Source organism: Vibrio profundi (genome assembly GCF_005281835.1).
Lineage (GTDB): Bacteria > Pseudomonadota > Gammaproteobacteria > Enterobacterales > Vibrionaceae > Vibrio > Vibrio profundi.
Genome location: NZ_RZIS01000004.1, coordinates 204,500 through 230,903 on the forward strand (window position 1 = coordinate 204,500; position 26,404 = coordinate 230,903).

Annotated in this window: 24 protein-coding genes and 1 tRNA gene; 8 read left to right on the plus strand and 17 right to left on the minus strand. The window is 44.0% G+C overall.

Features of this window, described 5'->3' with window-relative positions:
* Positions 1-141: 141 nt before the first annotated feature.
* The gene (gene asd, locus ELZ11_RS12295; protein ID WP_137357709.1) at positions 142-1,260 is read left to right on the plus strand and encodes an aspartate-semialdehyde dehydrogenase; all 1,119 of its coding nucleotides are present in this window, start codon (positions 142-144) and stop codon (positions 1,258-1,260) included.
* A 72-nt stretch (positions 1,261-1,332) separates the two neighbouring features.
* Here asd and ELZ11_RS12300 read toward each other — a convergent pair whose 3' ends face one another.
* Positions 1,333-2,175 carry an ion transporter gene (locus tag ELZ11_RS12300; RefSeq protein ID WP_137357710.1) on the minus strand — a complete coding sequence of 281 codons (843 nt, stop codon included), beginning with the start codon at positions 2,173-2,175 and terminating at the stop codon, positions 1,333-1,335.
* 85 nt (positions 2,176-2,260) lie between these two features.
* Positions 2,261-2,899, minus strand: coding sequence for a YchE family NAAT transporter (locus tag ELZ11_RS12305; RefSeq protein WP_137357711.1), 639 nt, complete (start codon positions 2,897-2,899; stop codon positions 2,261-2,263).
* A 611-nt stretch (positions 2,900-3,510) separates the two neighbouring features.
* On the opposite strand from ELZ11_RS12305, the gene adhE reads away from it, so the two are divergent.
* Positions 3,511-6,219 carry a bifunctional acetaldehyde-CoA/alcohol dehydrogenase gene (gene adhE, locus ELZ11_RS12310; protein ID WP_137357712.1) on the plus strand — a complete coding sequence of 903 codons (2,709 nt, stop codon included), beginning with the start codon at positions 3,511-3,513 and terminating at the stop codon, positions 6,217-6,219.
* Between the two features lie 138 nt (positions 6,220-6,357).
* On the opposite strand, the gene ELZ11_RS12315 is transcribed toward adhE, so the two are convergent.
* From ELZ11_RS12315 to sodB, 3 genes are all read right to left on the minus strand, one after another.
* The gene (locus ELZ11_RS12315; RefSeq protein ID WP_137357713.1) at positions 6,358-7,041 is read right to left on the minus strand and encodes an SDR family oxidoreductase; all 684 of its coding nucleotides are present in this window, start codon (positions 7,039-7,041) and stop codon (positions 6,358-6,360) included.
* Positions 7,042-7,203: 162 nt separating this feature from the next.
* Entirely contained in the window at positions 7,204-7,707 is a 504-nt protein-coding gene (locus tag ELZ11_RS12320) for a VC2046/SO_2500 family protein (RefSeq protein WP_137357714.1), read from the minus strand.
* Between the two features lie 139 nt (positions 7,708-7,846).
* Positions 7,847-8,431, minus strand: a complete 585-nt coding sequence (gene sodB / locus ELZ11_RS12325; RefSeq protein ID WP_137357715.1) for a superoxide dismutase [Fe] — start codon at positions 8,429-8,431, stop codon at positions 7,847-7,849.
* A gap of 246 nt (positions 8,432-8,677) precedes the next feature.
* Between sodB and ELZ11_RS12330 the strand changes: the two genes are divergently transcribed.
* Positions 8,678-9,013 (plus strand): Grx4 family monothiol glutaredoxin, encoded by a 336-nt coding sequence (locus ELZ11_RS12330; RefSeq protein ID WP_137357716.1) that lies wholly within the window; start codon positions 8,678-8,680, stop codon positions 9,011-9,013.
* A 70-nt stretch (positions 9,014-9,083) separates the two neighbouring features.
* Positions 9,084-9,704, plus strand: a complete 621-nt coding sequence (locus ELZ11_RS12335) for a DsbA family protein (protein ID WP_137357717.1) — start codon at positions 9,084-9,086, stop codon at positions 9,702-9,704.
* Positions 9,705-9,793: 89 nt separating this feature from the next.
* Here the strand turns inward: ELZ11_RS12335 and ELZ11_RS12340 are convergent, their stop codons facing one another.
* Positions 9,794-11,119, minus strand: a complete 1,326-nt coding sequence (locus tag ELZ11_RS12340; RefSeq protein WP_137357718.1) for a Na+/H+ antiporter family protein — start codon at positions 11,117-11,119, stop codon at positions 9,794-9,796.
* Positions 11,120-11,175: 56 nt separating this feature from the next.
* Positions 11,176-11,829: a ribonuclease T gene (gene rnt, locus ELZ11_RS12345; RefSeq protein ID WP_137357719.1), complete on the minus strand. Its 654-nt coding sequence runs from the start codon at positions 11,827-11,829 to the stop codon at positions 11,176-11,178.
* Positions 11,830-12,017: 188 nt separating this feature from the next.
* On the opposite strand from rnt, the gene motY reads away from it, so the two are divergent.
* On the plus strand, positions 12,018-12,899 hold the full coding sequence (gene motY / locus ELZ11_RS12350) for a flagellar protein MotY (protein ID WP_137357720.1): 882 nt from the start codon (positions 12,018-12,020) through the stop codon (positions 12,897-12,899).
* A 74-nt stretch (positions 12,900-12,973) separates the two neighbouring features.
* Here the strand turns inward: motY and ELZ11_RS12355 are convergent, their stop codons facing one another.
* From ELZ11_RS12355 to ELZ11_RS12400, 10 genes are all read right to left on the minus strand, one after another.
* A complete protein-coding gene (locus tag ELZ11_RS12355) occupies positions 12,974-13,408 on the minus strand; it encodes a DUF2753 domain-containing protein (RefSeq protein WP_137357721.1) in 435 nt (144 codons plus the stop codon).
* Positions 13,409-13,589: 181 nt separating this feature from the next.
* Positions 13,590-14,006 carry a lactoylglutathione lyase gene (gene gloA, locus ELZ11_RS12360; RefSeq protein ID WP_137357722.1) on the minus strand — a complete coding sequence of 139 codons (417 nt, stop codon included), beginning with the start codon at positions 14,004-14,006 and terminating at the stop codon, positions 13,590-13,592.
* Between the two features lie 30 nt (positions 14,007-14,036).
* Entirely contained in the window at positions 14,037-14,672 is a 636-nt protein-coding gene (gene nth, locus ELZ11_RS12365) for an endonuclease III (RefSeq protein ID WP_137357723.1), read from the minus strand.
* A 57-nt stretch (positions 14,673-14,729) separates the two neighbouring features.
* A complete protein-coding gene (locus ELZ11_RS12370; protein WP_137357724.1) occupies positions 14,730-15,422 on the minus strand; it encodes an electron transport complex subunit E in 693 nt (230 codons plus the stop codon).
* Complete coding sequence (gene rsxG, locus ELZ11_RS12375) at positions 15,415-16,050, minus strand: electron transport complex subunit RsxG (protein ID WP_137357725.1); 636 nt, start codon at positions 16,048-16,050, stop codon at positions 15,415-15,417. The genes ELZ11_RS12370 and rsxG overlap by 8 nt, the downstream gene beginning before the upstream one ends.
* Positions 16,051-16,059: 9 nt before the next feature.
* Entirely contained in the window at positions 16,060-17,106 is a 1,047-nt protein-coding gene (gene rsxD / locus ELZ11_RS12380) for an electron transport complex subunit RsxD (protein WP_137357726.1), read from the minus strand.
* Positions 17,106-19,874 (minus strand): electron transport complex subunit RsxC, encoded by a 2,769-nt coding sequence (gene rsxC, locus ELZ11_RS12385; protein ID WP_137357727.1) that lies wholly within the window; start codon positions 19,872-19,874, stop codon positions 17,106-17,108. The genes rsxD and rsxC overlap by 1 nt, the downstream gene beginning before the upstream one ends.
* 8 nt (positions 19,875-19,882) lie before the next feature.
* Positions 19,883-20,476: an electron transport complex subunit RsxB gene (gene rsxB / locus ELZ11_RS12390; RefSeq protein WP_137357728.1), complete on the minus strand. Its 594-nt coding sequence runs from the start codon at positions 20,474-20,476 to the stop codon at positions 19,883-19,885.
* Positions 20,477-20,478: 2 nt separating this feature from the next.
* Positions 20,479-21,057: an electron transport complex subunit RsxA gene (gene rsxA, locus ELZ11_RS12395; protein WP_137357729.1), complete on the minus strand. Its 579-nt coding sequence runs from the start codon at positions 21,055-21,057 to the stop codon at positions 20,479-20,481.
* 703 nt (positions 21,058-21,760) lie between these two features.
* Positions 21,761-21,836, minus strand: a tRNA-Asn gene (locus ELZ11_RS12400).
* A 520-nt stretch (positions 21,837-22,356) separates the two neighbouring features.
* Here ELZ11_RS12400 and uvrB point away from each other — a divergent pair.
* The 3 genes from uvrB to luxU all read left to right on the plus strand — a co-directional run bounded on the left by uvrB (position 22,357) and on the right by luxU (position 26,397).
* Positions 22,357-24,387 carry an excinuclease ABC subunit UvrB gene (uvrB, locus tag ELZ11_RS12405; RefSeq protein ID WP_137357730.1) on the plus strand — a complete coding sequence of 677 codons (2,031 nt, stop codon included), beginning with the start codon at positions 22,357-22,359 and terminating at the stop codon, positions 24,385-24,387.
* A gap of 259 nt (positions 24,388-24,646) precedes the next feature.
* On the plus strand, positions 24,647-26,038 hold the full coding sequence (gene luxO, locus ELZ11_RS12410; RefSeq protein ID WP_137357731.1) for a quorum-sensing sigma-54 dependent transcriptional regulator LuxO: 1,392 nt from the start codon (positions 24,647-24,649) through the stop codon (positions 26,036-26,038).
* A gap of 5 nt (positions 26,039-26,043) precedes the next feature.
* Positions 26,044-26,397: a quorum-sensing phosphorelay protein LuxU gene (gene luxU, locus ELZ11_RS12415; protein WP_137357955.1), complete on the plus strand. Its 354-nt coding sequence runs from the start codon at positions 26,044-26,046 to the stop codon at positions 26,395-26,397.
* Positions 26,398-26,404 lie beyond the last annotated feature (7 nt).

A 26,404-nucleotide genomic window follows, 5' to 3' on the forward strand; every position in this document is an offset into this window, starting at 1 on the left:
TTTAATAACTGTCTAAATTAGGCGTTTCAAATAAGAAGAACGAAAAAGTTACAGTTTTTGGCAAAAATGACTTGAGTTCTAAAGCTGAAAAACTTATAGATGGAGAAAGCACTTTTTTAATTTATACACGGAGAGTAACAGATGAGAGTAGGTCTAGTTGGTTGGCGCGGTATGGTTGGTTCTGTACTGATGCAACGTATGGTTGAAGAAAAAGATTTTGACCTGATTGAACCTGTTTATTACAGCACATCTCAAATTGGTATTCCTGCACCAGTTCTAGGTGGTAAAGATGCAGGCCTACTGCAAGATGCATTTGATATCGATAGCCTAAAACAACTTGATGCGGTTATTACTTGTCAGGGTGGTGATTACACATCAAAAGTTTACCCAGCATTACGTCAAGCTGGCTGGAAAGGCTACTGGATTGATGCGGCGTCTACTTTACGTATGGATGCAGACTCAATTATTACTCTTGATCCAGTGAACTTAGCTCAAATCCAGCAAGGTATCCATGGTGGTACCAACACGTTTGTTGGCGGCAACTGTACGGTGAGCTTGATGCTGATGGCACTGGGTGGCCTTTATGAAAAAGGCATGGTTGAATGGATGAGTGCAATGACGTACCAAGCCGCTTCTGGTGCTGGTGCGAAGAACATGCGTGAGCTTATTTCACAAATGGGCGTGATCAACGACAGTGTAAGCTCTGAGTTAGCTAACCCAGCAAGCTCTATTCTTGATATCGACAAAAAAGTGGCGGATACCATCCGTTCAGAATCTTTCCCAACAGATCAATTTGGCGCGCCACTTGCGGGTTCACTTATCCCATGGATTGATGTGAAACGTGAAAACGGTCAGAGCAAAGAAGAATGGAAAGCTGGCGTTGAAGCGAACAAGATTCTTGGTTTAGATGGTCAGCCAATCCCAATCGATGGAACTTGTGTACGTATCGGTGCAATGCGTTGTCACGCACAAGCATTGACTATCAAGCTTAAGCAAGATGTTCCAATGGATGAGATCGAAGAGATCATCGCGACTCACAACGACTGGGTTAAAGTGATTCCAAATGAGCGTGATATTACAGCTCAAGAGTTAACGCCAGCGAAAGTCACGGGCACTATGTCAGTACCAGTAGGTCGTCTCCGTAAGATGTCTATGGGTAACGACTTCCTGAACGCGTTCACCGTTGGTGACCAACTGCTTTGGGGTGCTGCGGAACCACTACGTCGTACACTTCGTATTATTTTGGCTGAGAAGCAATAAGTTCTAGCAAATGCCGAAAATTAAAAAAGCGCCTCGATGGCGCTTTTTTTTGTGCACTGAATTCAGTGAGAGTTAGTCTTCAACGGGGATGACTCGTTTGTCTGGATCTGCTAATTCGCCACCGCAGTGTTTACAAAAATGTGCGTCTGAATCGTGTCCTGACTTCGAGCAATTTGGACAGCGAACTAAACTGCGGTGAGCGTTCATCTCCTGGTTTAATTCAGCTGTAATGATACCAGTCGGCACTGCAAGTATTGAATAACCAAGTAGCATGGTAAGTGACGCAATGGCCTGGCCAAATGGTGTCTTTGGAACTAAATCACCGTAGCCAACCGTTGTGATCGTGACAATCGCCCAGTAGATGCTTTGGGGTATTGAGGTGAATCCATGTTGAGGCCCCTCAATCACATAGATCACTGAACCTAGAATTATGACCAAAATACCCACAGTACTAAAGAAGATGAATATCTTCCTCTTAGCCATCAAAAGTGAGCGCAGTAAGATATTTGAATCTTGCAGGTACCTAACTAATTTAAGTATTCGGAAGATGCGCATAACACGTAGCATTCGAATTACACTGATATAAGACGCCGCTGGGAAGAAAATCGCAATATAAGTAGGAAGAATGGCAAGTAAATCAATGACGCCATAGAAACTGCGGGCATAGGCGGTAGGCTTTGGTGAGCAATACAGGCGCAGTAAATATTCGATTGTAAATAATGCAGTGAACCCGTATTCAAGGTACATGAATATCGTGGCCCATTTAGTATGTAGGGCTGGAATTGAATCTAAAACCAATACAATGAGTGACGCAATGATGGCGACGATCAAGCTGATATCAAAGGCACGCCCAGCTGGAGTATGGGTTCCAAAAATAATGACGTAAAGGTGATGTTTTAAAGCGTGGCGTGGCATGAATGGTCGCGTGAAATCTAATCAATGCACTTATAATACAATTTTCACTAAAGAGAGGCGAGCATGATGCATCGCCTCTTTTGGGTTACGCCAAACCTGGAAAGAGGTTTCTTAGTCCGTTAGCAATAAATTCAATGCCTAGAGCACCCAGAATAAGACCCATAATACGAGTGATCACATTAATTCCCGTTTGACCAAGGAAACGAACAATCACTGGCGCTGATCGAAATAGCAGCCAAGAGCATAAAGCGAATAGCGCGATGCTAATACCAATACCGAATGTGTCCATTGCATCTGGATAGCGAGAGCCATAAACAATAGTGGAACTGATCGCACCTGGGCCCGCCATTAGCGGCATCGCTAAAGGAACTACTCCTATCTGTTCTTTACTGACATATTCAGATTTCTCTTGTTTGTTCTGCTTATCTTCACCCAGCTTACCGCTCATCATCGAAAAAGCGATGCTTAACAGTAGCAACCCACCCGCTACACGGAATGAATCTAGTGAAATGCTAAACATGTCCAACAGCATTTGCCCGGCAACGAGAGAAACCATCAAGATCACTGCAACTGCTACATTGGCTTGAAGTGCCGTCTTGTTTCTCTCTTCGGGTTCCATATGGGCCGTTAGAGACACAAATATCGGCATAATTCCTATGGGGTTTACTGCAGCGACAAGCCCAAGGAAAAACTGAAGAAAAATGGCCAATTCTAAGCTATGCATAGTTCAAGTCTCCGAATGACTAGATGGGAAATGCGGCTAATGTAAATCACAAAGGTGGAAAGGGCGAATGAAAAAAACTAAGGATAACTAGGCGAATATTTTTAGAAAAACTAATTGAGCCTCATAAAGGTTACGTAGTGTTGTAACTAGGTGTTAAAAGTATCAATTTTGAGTTGAAATAAAGCTAAATGTTAATGCATGCACAGTTTTAATAAAAAATATGACAGTATCTAGCCAGGTGCAATTGGGTGGATATACTCTCAGTAGCACGAAAACAGATGTATACATGTAATTATGCTGACCAAAAATGAAACTTTTTTACAATATATGAACGTCTATTAAATTAATTGTTCTGTTTGCTTGTTTTTTATACGGCTAGAGATTGTGATTAATATCCTGATAAATCATTGCCTTAGGTTTGAAGTTGCGACGGGTGTACCACTTATTGGGTAATTAGTTTTTCATAACTGATCTGGGTCAATTTTTTTCATACCTTGAAATAATATACTCAGTCCTGAAAGCAATTTACTAAGAACACTGTTGAATGAGAGACCACTCAATAGGACGTTTACTAAAAAGTTTTTAATATTTATTATTTTAGGAGATCCACTATGCCTGTAACTAACTTAGCTGAGCTAGATGCCCTAGTAGCACGCGTTAAAGCAGCACAAGAAGAGTTCGCCACTTTCTCTCAAGAGAAAGTTGATGCAATCTTTCGCGCCGCTTCTCTAGCCGCTAACCACGCTCGTATTCCGCTAGCACAACAAGCGGTTGCCGAGTCTGGCATGGGTATTGTTGAAGATAAGGTTATCAAAAACCACTTTGCATCTGAATTTATCTACAACAAATACAAAGACGAAAAAACGTGTGGCATCCTTGAAGAAGATGACAACCTAGGCACAATGACTATTGCTGAGCCTGTAGGTATCATTTGTGGTATCGTTCCAACGACTAACCCAACTTCAACAGCAATCTTCAAATCTCTAATCTCACTTAAGACTCGTAACGGTATCATTTTCTCTCCACACCCACGTGCGAAGAACTCTACAAACGATGCAGCGAAACTGGTACTAGACGCAGCAGTAGCAGCGGGTGCGCCAAAAGACATCATCGGTTGGATCGACCAACCATCTGTAGAGCTATCGAATGGCTTGATGAAACATGATGGTATCGCGCTTATCCTAGCAACTGGTGGCCCTGGCATGGTTAAAGCTGCGTACTCTTCTGGTAAGCCAGCAATCGGTGTGGGCGCAGGTAACGTGCCTGTTGTTATCGATGAAACCGCTGACATCAAGCGTGCTGTCGCATCTATCCTAATGTCTAAGACTTTCGATAACGGTGTGGTATGTGCTTCTGAACAAGCAGCTATCGTAGTTAGTGAAGTTTACGACGAAGTAAAAGAGCGTTTCGCTTCTCACAAAGCTCACGTTCTATCTAAAGCTGACGCTGACAAAGTGCGTAAAGTGCTACTTATCGACGGTAACCTAAACGCGAAGATCGTAGGCCAACCGGCTCCAGCTATCGCTGAACTTGCTGGTGTTAAAGTCCCTGCTGACACGAAAGTTCTTGTTGGTGAAGGTCTAGGTAAAGTATCGATCGACGACGAATTCGCTCACGAGAAACTGTCTCCAACTCTAGGCCTATTCCGCGCAGACGATTTCGAAGACGCCGTTGCGCAAGCAGTAACTATGGTTGAGATCGGCGGTATCGGTCACACATCTGGCCTTTACACTAACCAAGACGTTAACGCAGACCGCATCCGTTACTTCGGTGACAAGATGAAGACTGCACGTATTCTTGTGAACATCCCAACTACTCACGGTGGTATCGGTGACCTTTACAACTTTAACGTAGCACCTTCTCTAACTCTAGGTTGTGGTTCTTGGGGTGGTAACTCTATCTCTGAGAACGTAGGTCCTAAGCACCTTATCAACAAGAAAACTGTAGCGAAGCGAGCTGAAAACATGTTGTGGCACAAACTACCTAAGTCTATCTACTTCCGTCGTGGTAGCCTTCCAATCGCAATGAGCGACCTAGAAGGTAAGAAACGCGCATTCCTAGTAACTGACCGTTTCCTATTCAACAACGGTTACGCTGACGAAGTAGTGAAACTGCTTAAAGAGCAAGGCATCGAAGTTCAAACATTCTTCGACGTAGAAGCGGATCCAACACTATCTGTTGTTGAGAAAGGCGCAGAAGCAATGAAGAGCTTCCAGCCAGACGTAATCCTAGCTCTAGGTGGTGGTTCACCAATGGATGCTGCGAAGATCATGTGGGTAATGTACGAGCACCCAGAAACTCACTTTGAAGAACTCGCAATGCGCTTTATGGACATCCGTAAACGTATCTACAAGTTCCCTAAAATGGGTAAGAAAGCTGAGCTTGTATGTATCACTACAACTTCAGGCACGGGTTCAGAAGTTACGCCATTCGCGGTTGTTACTGACGACAAGACTGGTGCTAAGTACCCACTAGCTGACTACGAAATCACGCCAAACATGGCTATCGTTGATGCTAACCTAGTAATGAACATGCCTAAGTCTCTAACAGCATTCGGTGGTTACGATGCAGTAACTCACGCTCTAGAAGCTTACGTATCTGTTCTTGCTAACGAATACTCTGATGGTCAAGCTCTACAAGCGCTTAAGATGCTTAAAGAGTACCTACCATCAAGCTACGCGAACGGTGCAAACGACCCAATCGCTCGTGAGAAAGTACATAACGCTGCGACTATCGCTGGTATCGCGTTTGCTAACGCATTCCTAGGTGTATGTCACTCTATGGCGCACAAGATTGGTGCTGAGTTCCACCTACCACACGGTCTGGCGAACGCATTACTTATCTCAAACGTGGTACGTTACAACGCGAACGACAACCCAACTAAGCAGACTGCATTCTCTCAGTACGACCGTCCACAAGCACGTCGTCGTTATGCTGAAGTTGCCGACCACTTAGGCCTGAGCCAAGCTGGTGACCGTACTGCTCAGAAGATTGAGCGTCTACTAGCATGGTTGGAAGAGCTGAAAGGCAACCTAGACATTCCACTGTCTATCCAAGCGGCTGGCGTGTCTGAAGCGGACTTCATCGCTAAACTAGAAGAACTTGCTGTTGAAGCATTCGATGACCAGTGTACAGGTGCTAACCCACGTTACCCTCTAATCACTGAGCTGAAAGAAGTTCTACTAGCGTCTTACTACGGTAAAGCGTTCGTTGAAGGTGAAACTTTCGAAGGTACGACCGTAATCAAGAAAAAAGCGGATCAAAAACCAGCTGATGAGAAAGCTGCACCAAAAGCTAAGAAAGAAAAAGCTGAAGCATAAGTAAGACTTTAGTTATGAGATAAGTTTTCGCTAGCACGATACTTATCTATCGGGAAAAGAACAAAGCCCCAGTCGAGAGACTGGGGCTTTTTTATACTCGCAATCTTGAGCGAACGTTCTTTTTTGCTAATAAAATATTTAAACTTCTGCAGCGACGACACGACCACTAAAGTAGTCATTGGCGACAATGTACTCGGTGTTTCGGGTAAGTTCGTCTTGTATTTGCGCCCAGTGGTATTCGTCTAGCTTAGCTTCTGAGTTATGGATTGCGGGAATTACGCCCCCTACACGAATCTTAAAAGGAGTCAGCTCTTTCGCCCAACTGTGGGTAAACCCTTCCACCATTGAATTGGCATTTTCTAACCCAGAGAAATCATGGAAATCGTCATGGGAGATAACGTTAACGATAACCCCTTCTTTATTTTCGCGGCGCATTCTATCGGCACTTGCTTGCCCAAATGAAAAAAGGGTAGAAGCCATGGAAGAAAATTGGTCAATAAACAACTTGGAAGGCTGGGTGCTCATCAAACTTGGCATTGGCGAGCTCGTCCAGTTATTGACCAACACATCAGGGGTAGTTTGAAATTTATCTTGAATGAAGTCGAACAGGTCATGAATGGTATTGCTTGAATAGTCGGCAATAGGGTAGCTGTATACCGACTTTGAGCGGGCGTAACATTGTGCGTAGGTACTTTGTAAGCTCTCGGGGTCATCATCACACAGTACGATTGTCGCACCCAGACTAATAAAGTGGTTGGCAATCGCGTTACCTAGCAACGAGCCTGCAGAGGTAACCAGTATGATAGAGCTTTTAATATCCATTCAATAACCTGATTTATCAAGTAAAGGTGGATTAAGAATGGGTGATAAATTAACCAGTCGATGTGAATTGCTTCAAACTAAGCTAAACATCTGCAATAGATTTTTTGAACTTTGTAGTAACTCACATTTATCGCGCAACTAATTAATCATTCTCATGATTTTTTAAGCTTGGATTTGAATTTGGTGTAAGCGATTCGCTGTTGAAAGTTCATTATAAAGAGTCGCTTGAGGCAACTCAGCGATTTTTGGTTGAGCGAGCTTGCGTCGGTCGTGGCCGGATAGGTTTTGATATACTTCTTCAGGTAAGTCGAAGGTATCTTCTGGCATATACGCAAGTGGTTCAGGTTTTAGGTAGTGACTGAGCTTTGCGCTGGCAAGACTTGCTTGGTGAAATTGCTCTGATTGATGAGCCGATATTTCATATGAAGATTGATCCGAGCGTAGCGGCTGAGGTTCAGAAACTCCGAATTGCTTACGCAGTTGCTGTTCGCTGGTATCAATTTCGTCAAGCGCATCAAGTGGTGTGCAATCGCGAACATCATTAGAAAACATAGACAGCAATAACGCGAAGTCAGCACGTCGGCCTTGCTCTACAGCATGGCTAATACCGGTGCCGAACTTAAGTTCGTTAATGATTCCAGCTTTGTCTAAAGTATGTATTTGCATGTTGCCTCTCGTTTGATACCTATATAACGGCACAAAGAGGGCTAACTTTAGGAATTAATTGATAAAAATATGGAACAAAAAAGCCCTTGCGTTAATGCAAGGGCTTAATAGAAATTCGTTCACATTAATATGAGACGGATTACTTGGCTAGGTTCTCTTCTACGAAAGACCAGTTTACTAGGTTCCAGAACGCAGCCATGTAGTCTGGACGAACGTTACGGAAATCGATGTAGTAAGCGTGTTCCCATAGGTCAACAGTTAGAAGCGGAGTAACGCCTTCTTCTGTTAGTGGAGTAGCAGCGTTAGAAGTGTTAACGATGTCTAGAGAACCGTCAGCTTTTTTCACTAACCAAGTCCAAGAAGAACCGAAGTTGTTGATTGCTGAATCAGTGAATTTTGCTTTGAACTCTTCGAAAGAACCGAAAGCAGCGTTGATAGCGTCAGCTACAGCGCCAGTTGGTTCGCCACCTGCTTTAGGCGCTAGACAGTGCCAGTAGAAAGTGTGGTTCCAGATTTGTGCAGCATTGTTGAATACGCCGCCAGTAGAAGTTTTGATGATCTCTTCTAGTGTTTTGCCTTCAAACTCAGTACCTGGGATAAGACCGTTTAGCTTAACAACGTAAGTGTTGTGGTGCTTACCGTGGTGGAAATCTAGAGTTTCTGCTGAGATGTGTGGTTCTAGCGCGTCTTTTGCGTAAGGAAGAGCTGGTAGTTCAAATGCCATTGCTCAATTCTCCATATAGATGAAAGTGTTAACTTTCGGTTGCTTCCAATGATTATTATTTTTAGTCAACTACAGACTGACTTGGGATTTATTTTAGCAAGTTTTTACTTTATTAAAAGCCAATTCATTCATTTTTGTGTGAATTGTTGGTTACTGTGATTAGCCCTAGTTTTTATATGCTTTATATTCTCGTTCATTGGGGTAGAATGAAGGTAATGAAAGCAGTAAATCCATTAAGAGGAAGCAATGGAAACTATCGATAAAATTAAGCAACAAATTGAAGAAAATGCCATTCTACTTTACATGAAAGGCTCTCCTAAGCTACCTAGTTGTGGTTTCTCTTCTCAGGCATCTCAAGCTCTAATGGCTTGCGGTGAGAAGTTTGCTTACGTAGATATTCTACAAAACCCAGACATCCGCGCTGAACTTCCAGCTTACGCGCAATGGCCAACTTTCCCACAACTGTGGGTTGAAGGTGAGCTAATTGGTGGTTGTGACATCATTCTTGAGATGTTCCAAAAAGGCGAACTTCAGCCAATCATCAAAGAAGCAGCGGCTAAAGTTGCTGATGATGCAGAGTAATTAGCGTTGAACGCAGTTTCTAAGGAGCCTATCTTGGCTCCTTTTTTATTGGTCAAATAGTAGAATTATTATGAATGTAAAACTTCATTATGTGCACGACCCAATGTGCAGCTGGTGCTGGGGATATAAGCCAACGTTGGAACAGCTTAAGCAACAACTACCCGCCAGCATCGAATTTAATTATGTGGTGGGTGGCTTAGCACCAGACTCGGAAGAACCAATGTCTGCAGACATGCAGCAAAAGCTACAAGCGATTTGGAAACGAATTGAGCAGCAACTCGGGACTGAGTTTAATCATGACTTCTGGACAGAGTGCAAGCCAGTTCGTAGTACTTATCCTGCTTGTCGTGCAGTGATCGCGGCTGGCTTTCAAGATCACTATGAAGCGATGTTGGAAGCGATTCAACATGCTTACTATTTAAGAGCGATGCTTCCGCATTCTACTGAAACGCACCAGCAACTTGCTGAAGAGTTAGGGCTGAATGTGCAGCAGTTCATGAATGATCTGTCAGGTAAGCTACTTGAAGGTGAACTAGAAGACCAATTAAGCTTTAAGCATGCGATGGGTGTGGCGTCATACCCAACCTTGATGCTTGAAGTGAATGGAATCTTCACTGAAGTAGAATTGAACTATCAATCGACAGAGCCAACGCTTCGTTCAATACGTTCCATTTTAGAAGCAAACGCTTAAAGTAAAATCAGTGGAATTAAAAAAGCCGTTAACTTGAGTTAACGGCTTTTTGTTTTGGAGCATACTTCTACGAGACCTATAGCTCTTGACTACAGAACCATGGCTGCAATCCAGCCAAAGATGATCAGTGGGATGTTGTAGTGAATGAATGTTGGTACTACTGTTTCCCAAATGTGTTCATGTTGTCCATCCGCATTTAGGCCAGATGTTGGGCCTAATGTAGAGTCTGAGGCAGGAGAGCCTGCATCACCGAGAGCAGCTGCGGTACCGACAAGTGCAATCGTTGCCATAGGAGAGAAGCCAAATGCTAGCGCTAGTGGAACGTAAATAGTCGCAAGAATAGGGATGGTAGAGAAAGAAGAACCAATACCCATCGTTACAAGCAAACCGACGATCAGCATAAGTAGTGCAGCCAGTGGTTTGTTGTCGCCAATGCTGGTGGATAGAGCTTCAACTAAAGACTCAACGCCACCAGTTTGCTTCATTACCGCAGCAAAGCCCGCCGCTGCAATCATGATGAAACCTATCATAGCCATCATGTGCACGCCTTTAGTGAATACATCGTGGGTTTCTTTCCACTTAATTACACCACCAAATGTAAACACCATAAAGCCCGCTAGCGCACCAATGATCATCGAACCTGTTGATAGCTGAACCGTTAGAGCGGCAACAATACCGGTAGCGGCAATAAGAATGTGTTTCTTGTTAATTACCGTTGCTTCGGTATGAACGGTTGTTAGTTCCGTTTCTTTGTACTGACGTGGCTTACGGTAAGTAAAGAATACCGCCGTTAACAAACCAAAAATCATACCAGCGGCAGGAAGTAACATAGCAGTGGGTACTTGGCTAGCAACCACACCTTCTAAGCCATTGTCATGCAGGTTCTTCAGTAGGATGTTGTTCAGGAAAATACCGCCAAATCCAATTGGAAGCACCATGTACGGTGTGATCAGACCAAAAGTAAGAACACAAGCTACTAGGCGGCGATCTAAATTTAGTTTCGCGAATACGCCGAGCAGAGGTGGGATCAAGATAGGTATGAAGGCGATATGTACAGGAATAATATTCTGTGAAGACATAGTCACAAGAATGAGTGTGAATAGTACAGCGTATTTTAGGCCAGTCGTCGCAGCAGCGCTGTCTTTACCGTGGATACGTTTAATCACATTTTGTGCAAGTAAGTCCGTGATACCAGATTTAGAGATGGCAACAGCGAAAGTACCTAGCATAGCGTAGCTTAGGGCGATGGTCGCACCACCACCTAAACCACTTTCAAAAGCGGATACAGCATCATTTAGGCTCATGCCAGATACTAAACCACCGATAATGGCGCTGAACGTCAGAGCGACGACAACGTTAACTCGCAGCAATGCTAAGGCAAGCATAATGCATACTGAAATAACAACAGGGTTCATAGTTTTCTCGGTTTGTTGTGTTTACTTATAGTTATTTTGGTTATCAAGCCTCAGGCTTAGGAGTCTTGATTTTCGTCGGCAAGTGGCCAGCCACCTAGGGCTTTCCATTTGTTTACGATGCCGCAGAAAAGATCAGCGGTCTTTTGGGTGTCATATAAAGCGGAGTGCGCTTCTTTGTTGTCAAAATCCATCCCCGCAGTTTTGCAGGCTTTGGCTAACACCGTTTGACCGTAAGCTAAACCACTTAAGGCGGCGGTATCAAAAGTTGCGAAAGGATGGAAAGGGACGCGTTTAAGCTTGCAACGTTCGCTCGCGGCATTGACAAAATTTAGGTCAAAAGTGGCGTTATGCGCGACCATGATAGCGCGGCTACAGTTGGCAGCTTTTTGCTCTTTTCTCACAAGCTTATAGATTTCTTTGAGGGCTTCGTCTTCAGAAACGGCACCACGAAGAGGGCTGAAAGGGTCTTTAATGCCATTGAAATCAAGTGCTTCTTGTTCTAGGTTTGCGCCTTCGAATGGCTGTACATGAAAGTGAAGTGTAGACGCTGGGTGCAGATCTCCGTTTTCATCCATTTTAAGCGTGATGGCACAAATTTCTAATAATGCATCTGTTTTAGCATTGAACCCTGCGGTTTCAACGTCGATAACTACTGGGAAATAGCCACGAAAGCGTTTTTTTAGGGTCAGAGCTTCGTTTTCTACAGTCATGTTGGCCCGAATAAGTGTGATTGGGGCTGCATTATTGCAGATAATAGCAGTGATAAAAACTAGAGAAATGGATAAATTAATAAATTCAATGCTAGGAGCTGGCGGGATTTTTGCATAAACTTTCAGGAAGAAATAATGCGGCAATTGGTCGCAATGTTAAACGATTTGCTTAAGAGATACTCAATCTTATGAATAAACGACTGATGATAGGCCCGATTTTGTTATCGCTCCTGTCAGCGCCAGCTTCGGCGTTGACGGATAAGCGTTATGCGGCAACACCTCAACAGTCTCAGTGGGAGATGGTTGCAAATTCTCCACTAGAGTGTCGCTTGGTACATCCTATCCCAAACTTTGGGGATGCTGAATTCTCATCACGAGCCAGCAAAAAGAACATCTTGGATTTCGAATTGAAGATGCGTAGACCTATGGGTGCCACCCGTAATGTCAGTTTGATTTCAATGCCACCGCCGTGGAGACCGGGTGAAAGTGCCGATCGGATGACCACGATTAAGTTTTTCCAACAATTTGATGGTTATGTTGGCGGGCAGACAGCATGGGGCATGTTAAGCGAACTTGAAAAAGGACGCTATCCAACGTTCAGTTACCAAGAATGGCAAAGTCGTGACCAACGCATAGAAGTCGCGTTGTCTTCGGTGTTGTTCCAAGCTAAGTACAATGTGTTTAGTGACTGTATTGCCAACTTATTACCGTATAGTTTTGAAGACATTTCATTCACGATTCTTCACTACGATAGAAACAGTGATCAACTAAATAAAGCATCGAGAAAGCGTTTGAGCCAAATCGCCGAGTATATTCGATACAACCAAGATATCGATCTTGTGCTGGTGGCGACTTATACAGACTCTGTAGATACGAAAAGTATTAGCCAAAACCTATCGGAAAGACGTGCTGACTCTTTACGAGAGTACTTTAAGTCGCTTGGTTTGGCCGAAGACCGAATTCAAGTCCAAGGTTACGGTAAGCGAAGGCCAATTGCCGATAATTCGTCCCCAATAGGAAAAGATAAAAACCGTCGCGTAGTTATTTCGCTAGGGCGAACACAAATTTAGATTTGATGATTAAAAAAGCCAGTCACTAGACTGGCTTTTTTAGCATTGAATAGGCTGAAGCAACCAGTGACTTATTAGTTGAGTCGAAATTTGGCAATGATCTCGCAGTTGGTTGCTGTGTCTATTTTCTCAACCATAGAAGCAATTTTAGGGTTTGGGTGACGCTTCATGAAATCAATAAGGGCTTTCTTACAGCAACCGATAGAATCAATAAAGCTCGCACATTGGGTATTTGGGCACTGAGGAATGAGGGTTAGTACCTTCTCAGATGCGAGCTGAAGGTATTTGAGTTCGTAATCGGTATCACCTGCCCAGCGCCAAAATTGCGCGAGGTTGTGACAGGAAATAACTGAGATTAACAGTCGCTCATCCGCTTCGATGTCTGTTTGTTGAGTGATCTCTTCGCTTAATGTTAGCGCTTGTTGATAGTGAAGGATACTTCTTACAGGATCGTCTAATTGTAGTGCTGTATCGGCAAGCAATGTGTGTTTTTCCCACTCACTAATCATGGTTACGCTCCGTTTTTCAAAACTGCGAACAATCTAAACGATAATCATTATCATGTAAAGTTTTGTGTTTATAAATAGGGAAGAGTTGTCGATTTGTAGGAATATTGAGACGAGTGGACTTAGAAAACAAAAAATGCGAGCACTTGGCTCGCATTTTATTCGTTACAACAGCTGATAATGTTTAGCCTTCTAGGCCCGCAGAAGCTGATTTGTTTTGGATTAACTCAATCATGTAGCCATCCGGGTCTTTTACGAAAGCAATTTCAGTTGAACCGCCTTTTACTGGGCCTGGCTCGCGTGTTACGTTACCGCCAACTGCTTTAATTGCATCGCACGTGCTGTAGATATCATCAACACCAATTGCGATGTGGCCGAAAGCACTACCTAGATCGTATTCGGTTGTGCCCCAGTTGTAAGTGAGTTCAATAACAGCACCTTGAGACTCATCGCCGTAACCCAAAAACGCCAGTGTGTACTCGTATTCGGTGTTTTCATTTTTGCGTAGTAATTCCATACCCATGACTTTGGTATAAAATTCGATAGACTTATCTAGATCGCCAACACGTAGCATAGTGTGAAGAATTCGACCGTTTGACATATTTTGCTCCTAGCTTTCTGCGTGATTGATTTATGTGTCGGTTTTTTCTTTGTATTCACATAAATCTTCAATGATACAACTTCCACATCTTGGCTTACGTGCTACACAGGTATAACGACCATGTAATATGAGCCAGTGGTGAACATCTAGTTTAAATTCTTTAGGGACAACTTTAAGCAGTTTTTGCTCAACGTCATCTACCGTTTTACCCATTGCGAATTTACTGCGGTTAGACACACGATAGATATGGGTATCGACGGCAATGGTTGGCCATCCGAAAGCTGTGTTAAGCACAACATTTGCGGTTTTACGACCAACACCAGGTAGCGCTTCCAGTGCGGCTCTGTCTTCGGGGACTTCACCACCGTGTAAGTCTAATAGCATACGACACGTTTTAATGGTGTTTTCTGCTTTAGAGTTAAATAAGCCGATGGTTTTGATGTACTCTTTTAAGCCATCAACGCCCAAATCGAAAATCGATTGCGGCGTATTCGCGACAGGATAAAGTTTATCGGTAGCCTTATTTACGCTCACATCGGTAGCTTGAGCTGAAAGTAATACAGCAATCAGCAATTCAAAGGGTGAACTCCAGTTCAGCTCAGTTTGCGGGTTTGGGTTGTTATCCCGCAAACGTTCTAAAATTTCGACACGTTTGGTGTTGTTCATAGCGACATTACTTCAAGTTTAATTATTTATTGTTAGTCTGATTTTCTGCGCAACGCTTTAGGCATTGGTTACGCGAGCTCGCTCTATGGCAGGCTTATCTTGTTTTGGTTGTTTCTGTTCAATTTGGTTGTCAATTAGGTTCTTCGCTGCGATCAGAAAGCCGACGCCAATGAAAGCACCTGGCGGTAGCAACGCTAATAAAAAGCTGTTATCGAACTGGAATACTTCGATACGCAACGCGATTGCCCATTCACCAAGCAGCAAATCAGCCCCATCAAATAGCGTTCCATTGCCGATCACTTCACGCATGGCTCCAAGTACCACTAGGACGGATGTCATGCCTAAGCCCATCCAAAAGCCATCTAACGCAGCCGGCACCACTTCATTTTTTGAGGCAAATGCTTCTGCACGGCCGATAATGATGCAATTCGTTACGATCAAAGGAATGAAAATGCCGAGTGATAGGTAAAGGCCATAAGCATAAGCGTTCATTAGTAACTCTACACAAGTCACTAAAGAGGCGATGATCATGACGAAAACAGGAATTCGAACTTCTTTTGGTACATGGTTACGGACCAGTGATACAACGACATTAGAGCCTACGAGTACCAATAGCGTGGCAATCCCTAGACCTAGGGCGTTAGTCACTGTCGATGAAACGGCTAACAATGGACATAGACCGAGCAGCTGAACTAGCGCTGGGTTATTGGCCCACATCCCATTTTTAATTAAAGTCTTATGTTCACTCATTATTGCCACCACAATTTAACGGCTGGTTGAAAAGTGTCTCTTTATTCTCATTAACAAATTGAACGGCATTTCTTACGGCTTTAACCACCGCTCTAGGGGTAATGGTTGCACCAGTGAATTGATCAAAATCGCCGCCATCTTTGCGAACCGCCCAGTTAGTGTAATTCGCTTCAGTGACCTGCATGCCAGTAAACTTGGTGATCCAGTCTGTTACGCGAAGATCAATTTTGTCGCCCAACCCTGGAGTTTCTTGGTGAGAAAGCACTCGTGTTCCAGAGACGGTTCCATCTTCTTTGATGCCAATGATCACTTTGATTGCACCGTTGTAGCCGTCTGGTGCTATTGCTTCTACAGCGATTGCACTTGGCTGATCGTTGAGCGTTGCGATATATGCTGGCATCGCTTTGTCGGTACCCAATTCAGGGCTAGCGATCAAGGTGCAAGAAGAGAATAGCTCATTATCATGCAACTCATGAGGTATGACTTGATTTAAAACCGACAGCAATTGGGCTTGTTCTTGGCGCTGGATCTGATCTTTAGTCAGATATTGAGTCACAGCGACCAAGCCTGTGGAAGCACAGGCAAAGAGTGCTAAGGTCAAACCATTTTTTTTGATTGCGTTTAACATACAGCTTCCTTAATACCCGTAAGTTCGTGGCTTCGTGTAGTAGTCTATGAGAGGTACGCACATATTGGCTAATAGCACGGCAAAGGCAACACCGTCAGGGAAACCACCCCAACTACGAATAATAAAGATCAATGCACCAATAAGCGCTCCAAACACTAATCTACCTTTGACGGTCGTAGAAGCGGATACTGGATCAGTCGCAATAAAAAATGCTCCGAGCATCGTCGCGCCAGAAAGCAAGTGTAGGATTGGGGAAGCGGTTTCACCTGGAGTGAACAGGTAAAATACTGAGCTAAATATAACTAAGCTCGATAGAACTGCTACGGGTATATGCCACTGGATAACGCGTTGCTTGATCAGGACAAGCCCGCCAATTAAATATGCTAGGTTTACCCATTCCCAACCAATGCCAGCTAAACCACCAAATTGAGGCTGTTGCATCGCTTCTGATGGTGTATTACCTGCATGAAGTGAAGTCTTAAAGGCATCTAACGGAGTCGCCATTGTTGTGCCGTCAATACCGATCCTTGCTTGTTGAAGCGAAAGGCCTTCCGCGTTGTAGCCCGTGAAAATCATTTGAAATGAGTCAGCAAAACTTGCAGCTTCAGCTGACAACGAAACCGGGGCATTCCAGCTGGTCATTTGCACTGGGAACGAGATAAGCAGCACAACATAAGCAACCATGGCTGGGTTAAATGGGTTTTGCCCAATTCCTCCATATAGATGCTTAGCGATAACGATGGCAAAGAATAAGCCAATGACTAATAGCCACCAAGGAGAATGAGGAGGTATCGCGATGGCAAGTAACCAACCAGTTACGACAGCGCTGTAATCGCGTAGCGCACGAATCGGCCTACGTTTCCTAAGTAGCATTACACCAGCTTCGAAGGACACAGCTAGTACTAGAGCGAGTACTAATTGAATGAGTGTTCCCCAACCGAAAAAGTACGTCTGAGCCATTAAACCTGGTAGTGCGCATATCGCAACCCACTTCATTAGATCTGGAGTGCTACGTTTGCTATGTGCATGCGGGGAGCTGGCAATAAAAAAGGCCACTACTCTTTCTCCTCAGTATTTTTCTTATCTTGTTCTAATTTGGCTTTGCGCGCTTTAGCGCGAGCAATCGCAGCAGCAACCGCAGCTTTCTTTGGATCGATTTCAGTCTCTGCTGGTTGAGCTATTTCTGAAGCTTGAGTGTCAGCTTCTTCACTTATCGATTCTTCAGCTTGCTCAGTCTGTTTTGCCTTTCGTGCTCTAGCGCGGGCGATTGCGGCAGCTACAGCAGCTTTCTTCGGATCGATTCCGGACTCTGCAAGTTGGGTTGTTTCTGAAGCTTGAATGTCAGCTTCTTCACTTACCGACTCTTGGGCTTGCTCGGTCTGCTTTGCCTTTCGTGCTTTAGCGCGGGCGATGGCAGCAGCCACAGCGGCTTTTTTAGGATCGATTTCGGCATCTGTAAGTGGAGTTGCTTCTGAAGCTTGAATATCAGCTTCTTCACTTATCGACTCTTGGGCTTGCTCGGTCTGCTTTGCCTTTCGTGCTTTAGCGCGGGCGATGGCAGCAGCCACAGCAGCTTTCTTCGGATCGATGTCAGCCTCAACAGGCTCAGCTACTTCTGAAGCTTTTTCGCTTATCGACTCTTGGGCTTGCTCGGTCTGCTTTGCCTTTCGTGCTTTAGCGCGGGCGATGGCAGCAGCTACAGCAGCTTTTTTTGGATCGATTTGAGTCTCTGGAGGTTGAGCTGTTTCTGAAGCTTGAGTGTCAGCTTCTTCACTTATCGATTCTTGTGTTTGCTCAGTCTGTTTTGCCTTTCGCGCTTTAGCGCGGGCGATGGCAGCAGCCACAGCGGCTTTCTTAGGATCGGCTTCAGTATCCGCAGTCTGCGAAGCTTCAGTAACTTGCTTGTTATCGTCTTCGCTTGTTTGCTGTGATGCTTTTTTAGCTTTAGCACGGGCAATAGCGGCTGCAACCGCAGCTTTCTTATCTTCAGGTTTCGAAGATTCTCCTGGCTCGCTAGACACATTTTGCTCGGCTTTTTTCGCTTTAGCTCGTGCGATAGCAGCGGCTACTGCGGATTTCTTATCAGATGTATCGTTTGGTACTTCTGAGTCTTGTTTTTGCGCTTTTCTTTCTCGTGCTAACTGTTTTCTTTCTTCACGAAGTTTCGCCATTTCTGAATTATCAGGTGCATCAGCGCTTTGCTGTTGGGCGGCTGCCTGTTTAGCCTTAGCTTTGGCAATCGCTGCTGCTACAGCTGGCTTAACCGTTGGTTCTTCAGCTTTGCTAGTATCTGTTTTCTGGGCTTTAACACGCGCGATGGCTGCTGCGATAGCATCATCACCGCCCGAAGATTTCATTTCTTTACGTCGGTTATCGGCAGCTTTCTTAAAGCGATTTTCGCGTTCCGCTTTGTCACGCTCCATACGAGCGTTCTTTTCTTCAAAGCGAACTTTAGCTCTTTCCGCGGCTTCAGCTTCATCTTTACGAGTTCGGATTTCCGCTTTAGCTTGGCGATAATACTGAACTAGCGGTATTTCACTTGGGCAAACAAAAGCGCAAGCACCGCACTCGATACAATCTTTGAGGTTAAGCTCTTCACATTTATCCAGTTCATTTGCTTTGGCGTGCCATTGAAGCTGCTGTGGGAGTAAAGAAGCAGGGCAAGCTTCAGCACATTGCCCACATCGAATACATTCCATCTCGTATTCACTTGGAGCGATCTCTTTGCGAGTTGGCGCAAGAATACAGTTTGATGTTTTCGTAATTGGTACGTTGGCATGTGGCAAGGTGAAACCCATCATCGGGCCACCTAAGATCAAACGTGGCAACTTTTTATCGGCTTTATAGCCAAATTCATCGAGCAGTGCTTGTACAGGGGTACCCAGTAACGCCCAAACATTACGCGGTTGTTTGAATGTTTTACCGGTAAGCGTAACCACGCGATTTATAACGGGTTCACCATCTAAAATCGCACGCTTGATAGAGTAAAGAGAGCCAACGTTCTGCACTAGTACACCGATATCGGCAGGAATACCTCCAGCTGGCACTTCTTTGTTGGTTAAAACTTTGATTAATTGTTTTTCACCGCCAGATGGGTACTTAGTAGGGATCACTCGGATCACAATGTCTTTATCGACAGAAGCTTTCTCTAACGCTTTGATTGCATCTGGTTTGTTATCTTCAATACCAATGACGGTGAGTTTCGGTTTTAAGATATGTTCGACAATCTCTATACCTTGGATTACTTGATCTGCGTGATCTTGCAGTAGCTTGTCGTCTGAGGTGATATACGGTTCACACTCGGCTGCATTGACGATCAGGATGTCGGTACGCCCAAGGCCTGACTGAATTTTCTTTGCAGTAGGGAAACCCGCCCCTCCCATGCCAGAGATTCCAGCTTGGCGAATGACATCGAGCAGTTCATCAGCGGTTTTGCTGGTGTAATTCTCGACGGGTGTTTTATCCGCCCATAGATCTAAGCCATCAGGTTTGATGACAAAACTGACTTCAGTTAAACCTGAAGGGTGAGCGGTAGTGCGAGGCTCGATAGCGGTTAACGTACCTGAAGTTGGTGCGTGAACAGGAAGCATGAAGCCGGTATTCGATCCGGTAAGTGGCTGGCCTTTTTTAACGTAATCCCCAACGGCAACTAATAAATTACCTGCTTTACCAATATGTTGCCTAATTGGCAGGACGATTTCGTCCGGGATTCGAGCATCGACCAGCTCATTTTGATTCGACTGCGTTTTGTTATCTGCAGGGTGTACGCCACCAGGAAAGCTCCAGATTGACCCACTGCGAATTTGTTCTATTAGAGAAATCATACCAACCCTTAGTGCTTAGATTCAGATGCAGTGGCATCGGAAACTTGGTTGGTAATATCAGTCACTGGAATCGTGTTAAGTTGCCATTTCCAGTTATCCGTAGTCGTTGCAAGTGGGATCATTTCAATACAGTCAGTCGGACACGGAGCGACACATAAGTCACAACCGGTACATTCATCTTTAATTACAGTGTGCAGCGCTTTCGTACCGCCAACGATGGCATCTACAGGACACGCTTGAATACATTTGGTACAACCAATACACATATCCTCATGGATATAGGCGACGGTTTTTACTTTGTCATTAAGATCATGAGCGGACTCTTCAACTTCTACGCCCATTAAATCTGCAAGCTTTTCTATGGTTGCTTGTCCGCCCGGAGGACACTTATTGATACTGTCACCGTTAGCGATCGCTTCCGCGTATGGTTTACAACCAGGGTAGCCACACTGGCCACATTGAGTCTGAGGAAGGATGGAGTCGATTTGATCAACGATAGGATCCGCTTCCACTTTAAAACGGATCGAGGCAAAACCAAGAATTGCGCCAAATACAGCCGCTAGTGCTACAAGAGCAAGGATAGCGATAAGGATCGTACTCATGATTATTTCACCAACCCAGTAAAGCCCATAAATGCCAAAGACATTAAGCCGGCTGTCACCATGGCGATAGATGCGCCTTTAAATGGGAGTGGGACATCTGCGGCGGCAATACGTTCGCGCATTGAAGCAAACAGAATAAGCACTAGTGAGAATCCAATAGCGGCACCAAACCCATAAACGATCGATTCAATGAAATTGTGGCTTTCATTTATATTAAGCAGTGCAACACCCAATACCGCACAGTTTGTCGTGATCAATGGCAAGAAGATACCAAGTAGACGGTATAGCGTGGGGCTCGTTTTGTGGACGACCATTTCTGTAAATTGTACGACGACGGCAATCACCAGAATGAAACTCATGGTTCTTAGGTACTCGATTCCAAGGGGAGTCAGCACATAAGTTTCAACAAGGTAAGAACATACTGAAGCAAGAGTCAGCACGAACGTTGTCGCAAGACCCATACCGATAGCTGTTTCTAATTTTTTAGAAACACCCATGAAAGGACAGAGGCCCAAAAACTTCACTAGCACAAAGTTATTGACTAGCACTGTGCCAATCAACAACAAAAGATATTCGGTCATAATTGATTATTTTTTAAAATTCCGATCCTATTATTATCCTGCTTTGTCCGCTTAATAACAACCAAGGATCAGTAAGGTTTTAAAGAGTTGGTGGAAAAATCGCCGTATATTTTACGAGTTTTAACGAGTTGTTATTGAAATGAAGCTGAAGCGCACTAATTTGAATGCTTGAAGCGGAGAATGGTCAGTCGAACAAATATCGACAAGAAACCCAAGTACAAGCTTTGCACGGGGTTGACTGTGGGTTCGCGTATAGTGGTTTAAGGAAATTATCCGGTCTAGAGAACTTGCCTAATTAACTGGTTTTGCTTGTTACCAGTTTGACGATGGAAAGTGCAAGTGGCTGTCTGCGCGGTTAGGGGCTCTGAATTAATGTTGCCTGCCTTAGAGGAGCATAGTGAACTTTATCTTAGGGGATGCTTTCAAGGTTGGCCGCTTACAAGCAATGTCACGTGCGATGTCGCTTCTCAAAAATATTGGCTCCCACGCGGGGCCCGAATGTGGCTGACTAGACATGAGATATTAGTTTGGTACCAATTAGCCGCTTAAACGCTAAAAGCCGCATCGAGTGATGCGGCTTCTTTATATTTGGTTTCCCCTGTCGGAACTAGAACGTGGCCGACCAGGCCTGAGACATTGGTTTATTAAACCAGTCGCTTTAAAACGCAAAAAGCCGCATCGAGTGATGCGGCTTCTCTGAATTTGGCTCCCCCTGCGGGACTCGAACCTGCGACATACGGATTAACAGTCCGCCGTTCTACCAACTGAACTAAGGGGGAATTGCTCGAAAGCGGGGCGAATATTAATGACTCGTTAGTTAGCTGTCAATAGTATAAATGCGAATTTTATGCTTAAAAAAAACTTTACTTTTTCGAAAGCCTTTTCGCTATTGCTTTAGTTTTAGTTATCCACCAAATTTGTGGATAAGTGTGTGTGTGAAACTTTAACAAATTCATTTTAATGTTTAATAGATTTTCAATGAACTATTGGTCTTTCTTCAAAGTTATGATTTTACAGGGTTTTTATGGATCATTTACTTTGTGAATAAATGCGTTCCAAGGATGGGTATGTTACGAAATCAAAGAATTCAAGGACATTTTGGGGAAAAGTCGTGGATTAAAAAAGAGAGGTTTTTAAAAAGTAAATCTTGCAGGGCGACGAATAATATCAACACTTGAAGTTAAATACTAGCGTTCATTAAATCAAATTATCATTTAATTATTGGTATTTGGGCTTGCATCATAATGCAGCATAGAGTGACAATAACCTGATTATAAATACAGTATGGGAATGACAACGATGAGCAAGTTATTTGATTTAGTTTCAGATTATAGTGCGGCAGGCGATCAGCCTACCGCCATCGCCAAATTGTTAGATGGTTTGGATTCAGGGCTTGCTCATCAAACGTTGTTAGGGGTAACCGGATCGGGCAAAACCTTTACTTTGGCGAACGTTATTGCTCAGGCTCAGCGTCCGGCAATTTTGTTAGCGCCTAATAAGACCCTTGCAGCTCAGCTGTATGGAGAGATGAAGTCTTTCTTCCCTAACAATGCGGTTGAGTATTTCGTGTCTTACTATGACTATTACCAACCGGAAGCTTATGTCCCGACTACGGACACTTTTATTGAGAAAGACGCTTCAGTTAACGCTCACATCGAGCAAATGCGTTTATCGGCAACAAAAGCATTATTAGAAAGAAAAGATGCGATTATTGTTGCTTCTGTTTCAGCTATCTATGGTCTTGGTGATCCTGAGTCTTATTTAAAGATGATGCTTCATGTACGACGCGGTGACGTTTTAGATCAACGAGACATTTTGCGACGACTTGCCGAATTACAATATAAGCGTAACGATGTGGCATTTGAGCGTGGCCAATTTAGGGTTCGTGGTGAAGTCATTGACGTGTTTCCGGCAGAATCGGACCAAGATGCCGTTAGAATTGAAATGTTCGATGACGAAATTGACAGCATCAGCATCTTTGACCCTTTAACTGGTGCAGTGAAGCAGCGTGATATCCCGAGATTTACGATTTATCCGAAAACGCACTATGTGACACCTCGAGAAAAAATCCTTGAAGCGATTGAACAAATTAAGGAAGAACTGCAAGAGCGTCAAACGTATCTGAAAGACAACAATAAACTGCTGGAAGAGCAGCGCATTTCGCAGCGAACTCAGTTTGATATTGAGATGATGAACGAATTGGGTTTCTGCTCAGGCATAGAAAACTATTCACGTTACTTAAGTGGACGAAATGAGGGAGAAGCGCCACCGACGTTATTTGATTACTTGCCTAACGATGGCTTGCTGATCATCGATGAGTCTCACGTAACGGTTCCACAAATTGGAGCGATGTACAAAGGTGACCGATCGCGTAAAGAAACGCTGGTGGAATTCGGCTTTCGCCTTCCTTCCGCTTTGGATAACCGTCCAATGCGATTTGAAGAATTTGAATCTATCGCCCCTCAAACTATTTTCGTGTCTGCCACTCCGGGTAATTACGAATTAGAAAAGTCTGAAGACGATATTGCAGATCAAGTCGTTAGACCGACGGGCTTACTTGACCCTGTCTTAGAAGTTCGCCCTGTAGCGACGCAAGTCGATGACTTGCTTTCCGAAATACGTATCCGCTCAGAGAAAGATGAGCGAGTGTTAGTGACCACGCTAACTAAGCGTATGGCTGAAGACTTAACTGAATACCTGAATGAACACGGTGTGAAAGTGCGTTACTTACACTCAGATATTGATACGGTGGAAAGGGTAGAGATTATTCGCGATTTACGCTTAGGTGAGTTTGATGTGTTAGTGGGCATTAACTTACTTCGAGAAGGTTTAGACATGCCTGAGGTGTCTTTGGTGGCGATCTTAGATGCTGATAAAGAAGGTTTCTTACGTTCTGAGCGCTCACTTATTCAAACGATAGGGCGTGCAGCTCGTAATATTAATGGTAAGGCGATTCTTTATGGTGACAAGATCACTAAGTCGATGAAAAAAGCCATCGATGAGACAGAGCGACGTCGTACCAAACAGCAACAATATAACGAAGAGCAGGGTATTACACCTCAATCGCTTAAACGTAATATCAAAGATATCATGGAGCTGGGCGACATCACCAAATCCAAACAGCAACGTGTATCTAAGCAGGTGCCTCTATCTAAGGTCGCGGAACCTTCTACTAGTTACGAAGTCTTAACTCCGCTGCAGCTGGATAAAGAGATTAGTAAACTAGAAGGGCAAATGTACCAACATGCCCAGAACTTGGAATTTGAGCTAGCCGCACAAAAACGCGATGAAATAGAAAAGCTACGGGCGCAATTTATTGCCAATAGTTAGTTGCAGATAGCAGGCAAAAAAATAGCCAGTAGAAATGAGTTCTACTGGCACATATTTGCGGATATACACATCCACTAACAACGTCAGTTGGCTAGGTGACCCGAAGGTCAATGTATATAAAGCATTTCATATGCCACTTGTAACTTACTGATTATTAGAGAGGTTAATAAGTCCACATCAAATTAATGGATGTTGGATTTGCATAATGCAAAGCGGAATGCGATTATTATAAAAAATGCAAATAATCATTGGCTAGGCTATGCAATCAAAAACATTAGACAATAAATCCAAGTATTTATTGATGGTAGAGGACACCGCATCCGTTGCGGCCTTATACCGTTCTTATCTAACGCCGCTCGAAATCGACATTAATATTGTGGGTACGGGGCGCGAGGCTATTGAAAGCCTGTCTCATCGAATTCCAGATCTTATCTTGCTCGATTTACGTCTACCTGATATGACAGGTATGGACGTATTGTTTGCTGTGAAACAAAAGTATCCAGAAGTACCTGTAATTTTCATGACAGCTCACGGCTCTATTGATACTGCGGTAGAAGCGATGCGTCATGGTTCACAGGATTTTTTGATCAAACCTTGTGAAGCGGACCGGCTACGTATTACGGTAAATAATGCGATTCGTAAAGCGACTAAGCTTAAGAATAGCTCTGAACATCCAGGAAACCAAAATTATCAAGGGTTTATTGGTAGTAGCCAGACCATGCAGCAAGTATATCGGACGATAGATTCCGCAGCCTCGAGTAAAGCGAGTATTTTCATTACCGGTGAAAGTGGAACTGGTAAAGAAGTGTGTGCTGAAGCGATTCATGCGGCGAGCAAACGTGGCGATAAACCATTCATTGCAATTAACTGTGCAGCCATTCCTAAAGATCTGATTGAAAGTGAGTTGTTTGGCCATGTGAAAGGGGCGTTTACCGGTGCTGCGACAGACAGGCAAGGCGCTGCTGAGTTGGCTGATGGCGGTACGTTGTTCCTTGATGAACTCTGTGAAATGGACTTAGATCTGCAAACTAAGCTGCTACGTTTTATTCAAACCGGTACATTCCAAAAAGTAGGCTCTTCCAAAATGAAGAGCGTGGATGTGCGTTTTGTGTGCGCGACTAACCGTGATCCGTGGAAGGAAGTACAAGAAGGTCGATTTAGAGAAGATTTGTACTATCGTTTATATGTAATCCCTTTGCATCTTCCACCATTGCGCGAGCGTGGCGAAGACGTGATTGAAATTGCTTATTCTTTATTAGGTTATATGTCTAATGAAGAAGGCAAAGCGTTTGTTAGGTTTTCACAGGAAGTGATTGACCGTTTTAACCAATACGAATGGCCGGGCAATGTGAGGCAATTGCAAAACGTGCTGCGTAATGTGGTGGTTTTGAACAACGGAAAAGAGATCGGCTTAAACATGTTGCCACCTCCGCTAAACCAGCCAATGGAAAATAGCATCCGACTTCAGGCCAAACTTGATGAAAAAGTGACCGTGAAAGACATTTTCCCACTATGGATTACAGAGAAAACTGCAATAGAACAAGCAATTAAGGCGTGTGATGGTAATATTCCTAGAGCTGCTGGCTTCTTGGACGTAAGCCCATCAACGATTTACCGAAAATTGCAGGCATGGAACGCAAAAGAACAATAGGGCAGATAATGAATATCTTGAACCAACAGAAAATCAATGAACTTGCAGGTGAGATCGGGGAAGAGAACGTTCCCGTCCTGTTAGAGATTTTTCTTGGTGAACTGAATACATATATTGAGAGTTTAACTTCTGGCGGATTAGGTGATGTGCCTAAGTACTTAGCCGAGATCAGTCATGCATTGAAAAGCAGTGCAGCAAGCTTCGGTGCTGATAAGCTCTGCAGGTTTGCAAACGATATTGACACTCGAGTTAAACACAGTGAAGTGATTGATGAAACTCAAGATACCGAGCTGATCTTAGGCTTACTAAAAGCAACGGAGAGTGAATACCATTCTCTGCTCAATCAGCTGAAAGTATAAAAAATAG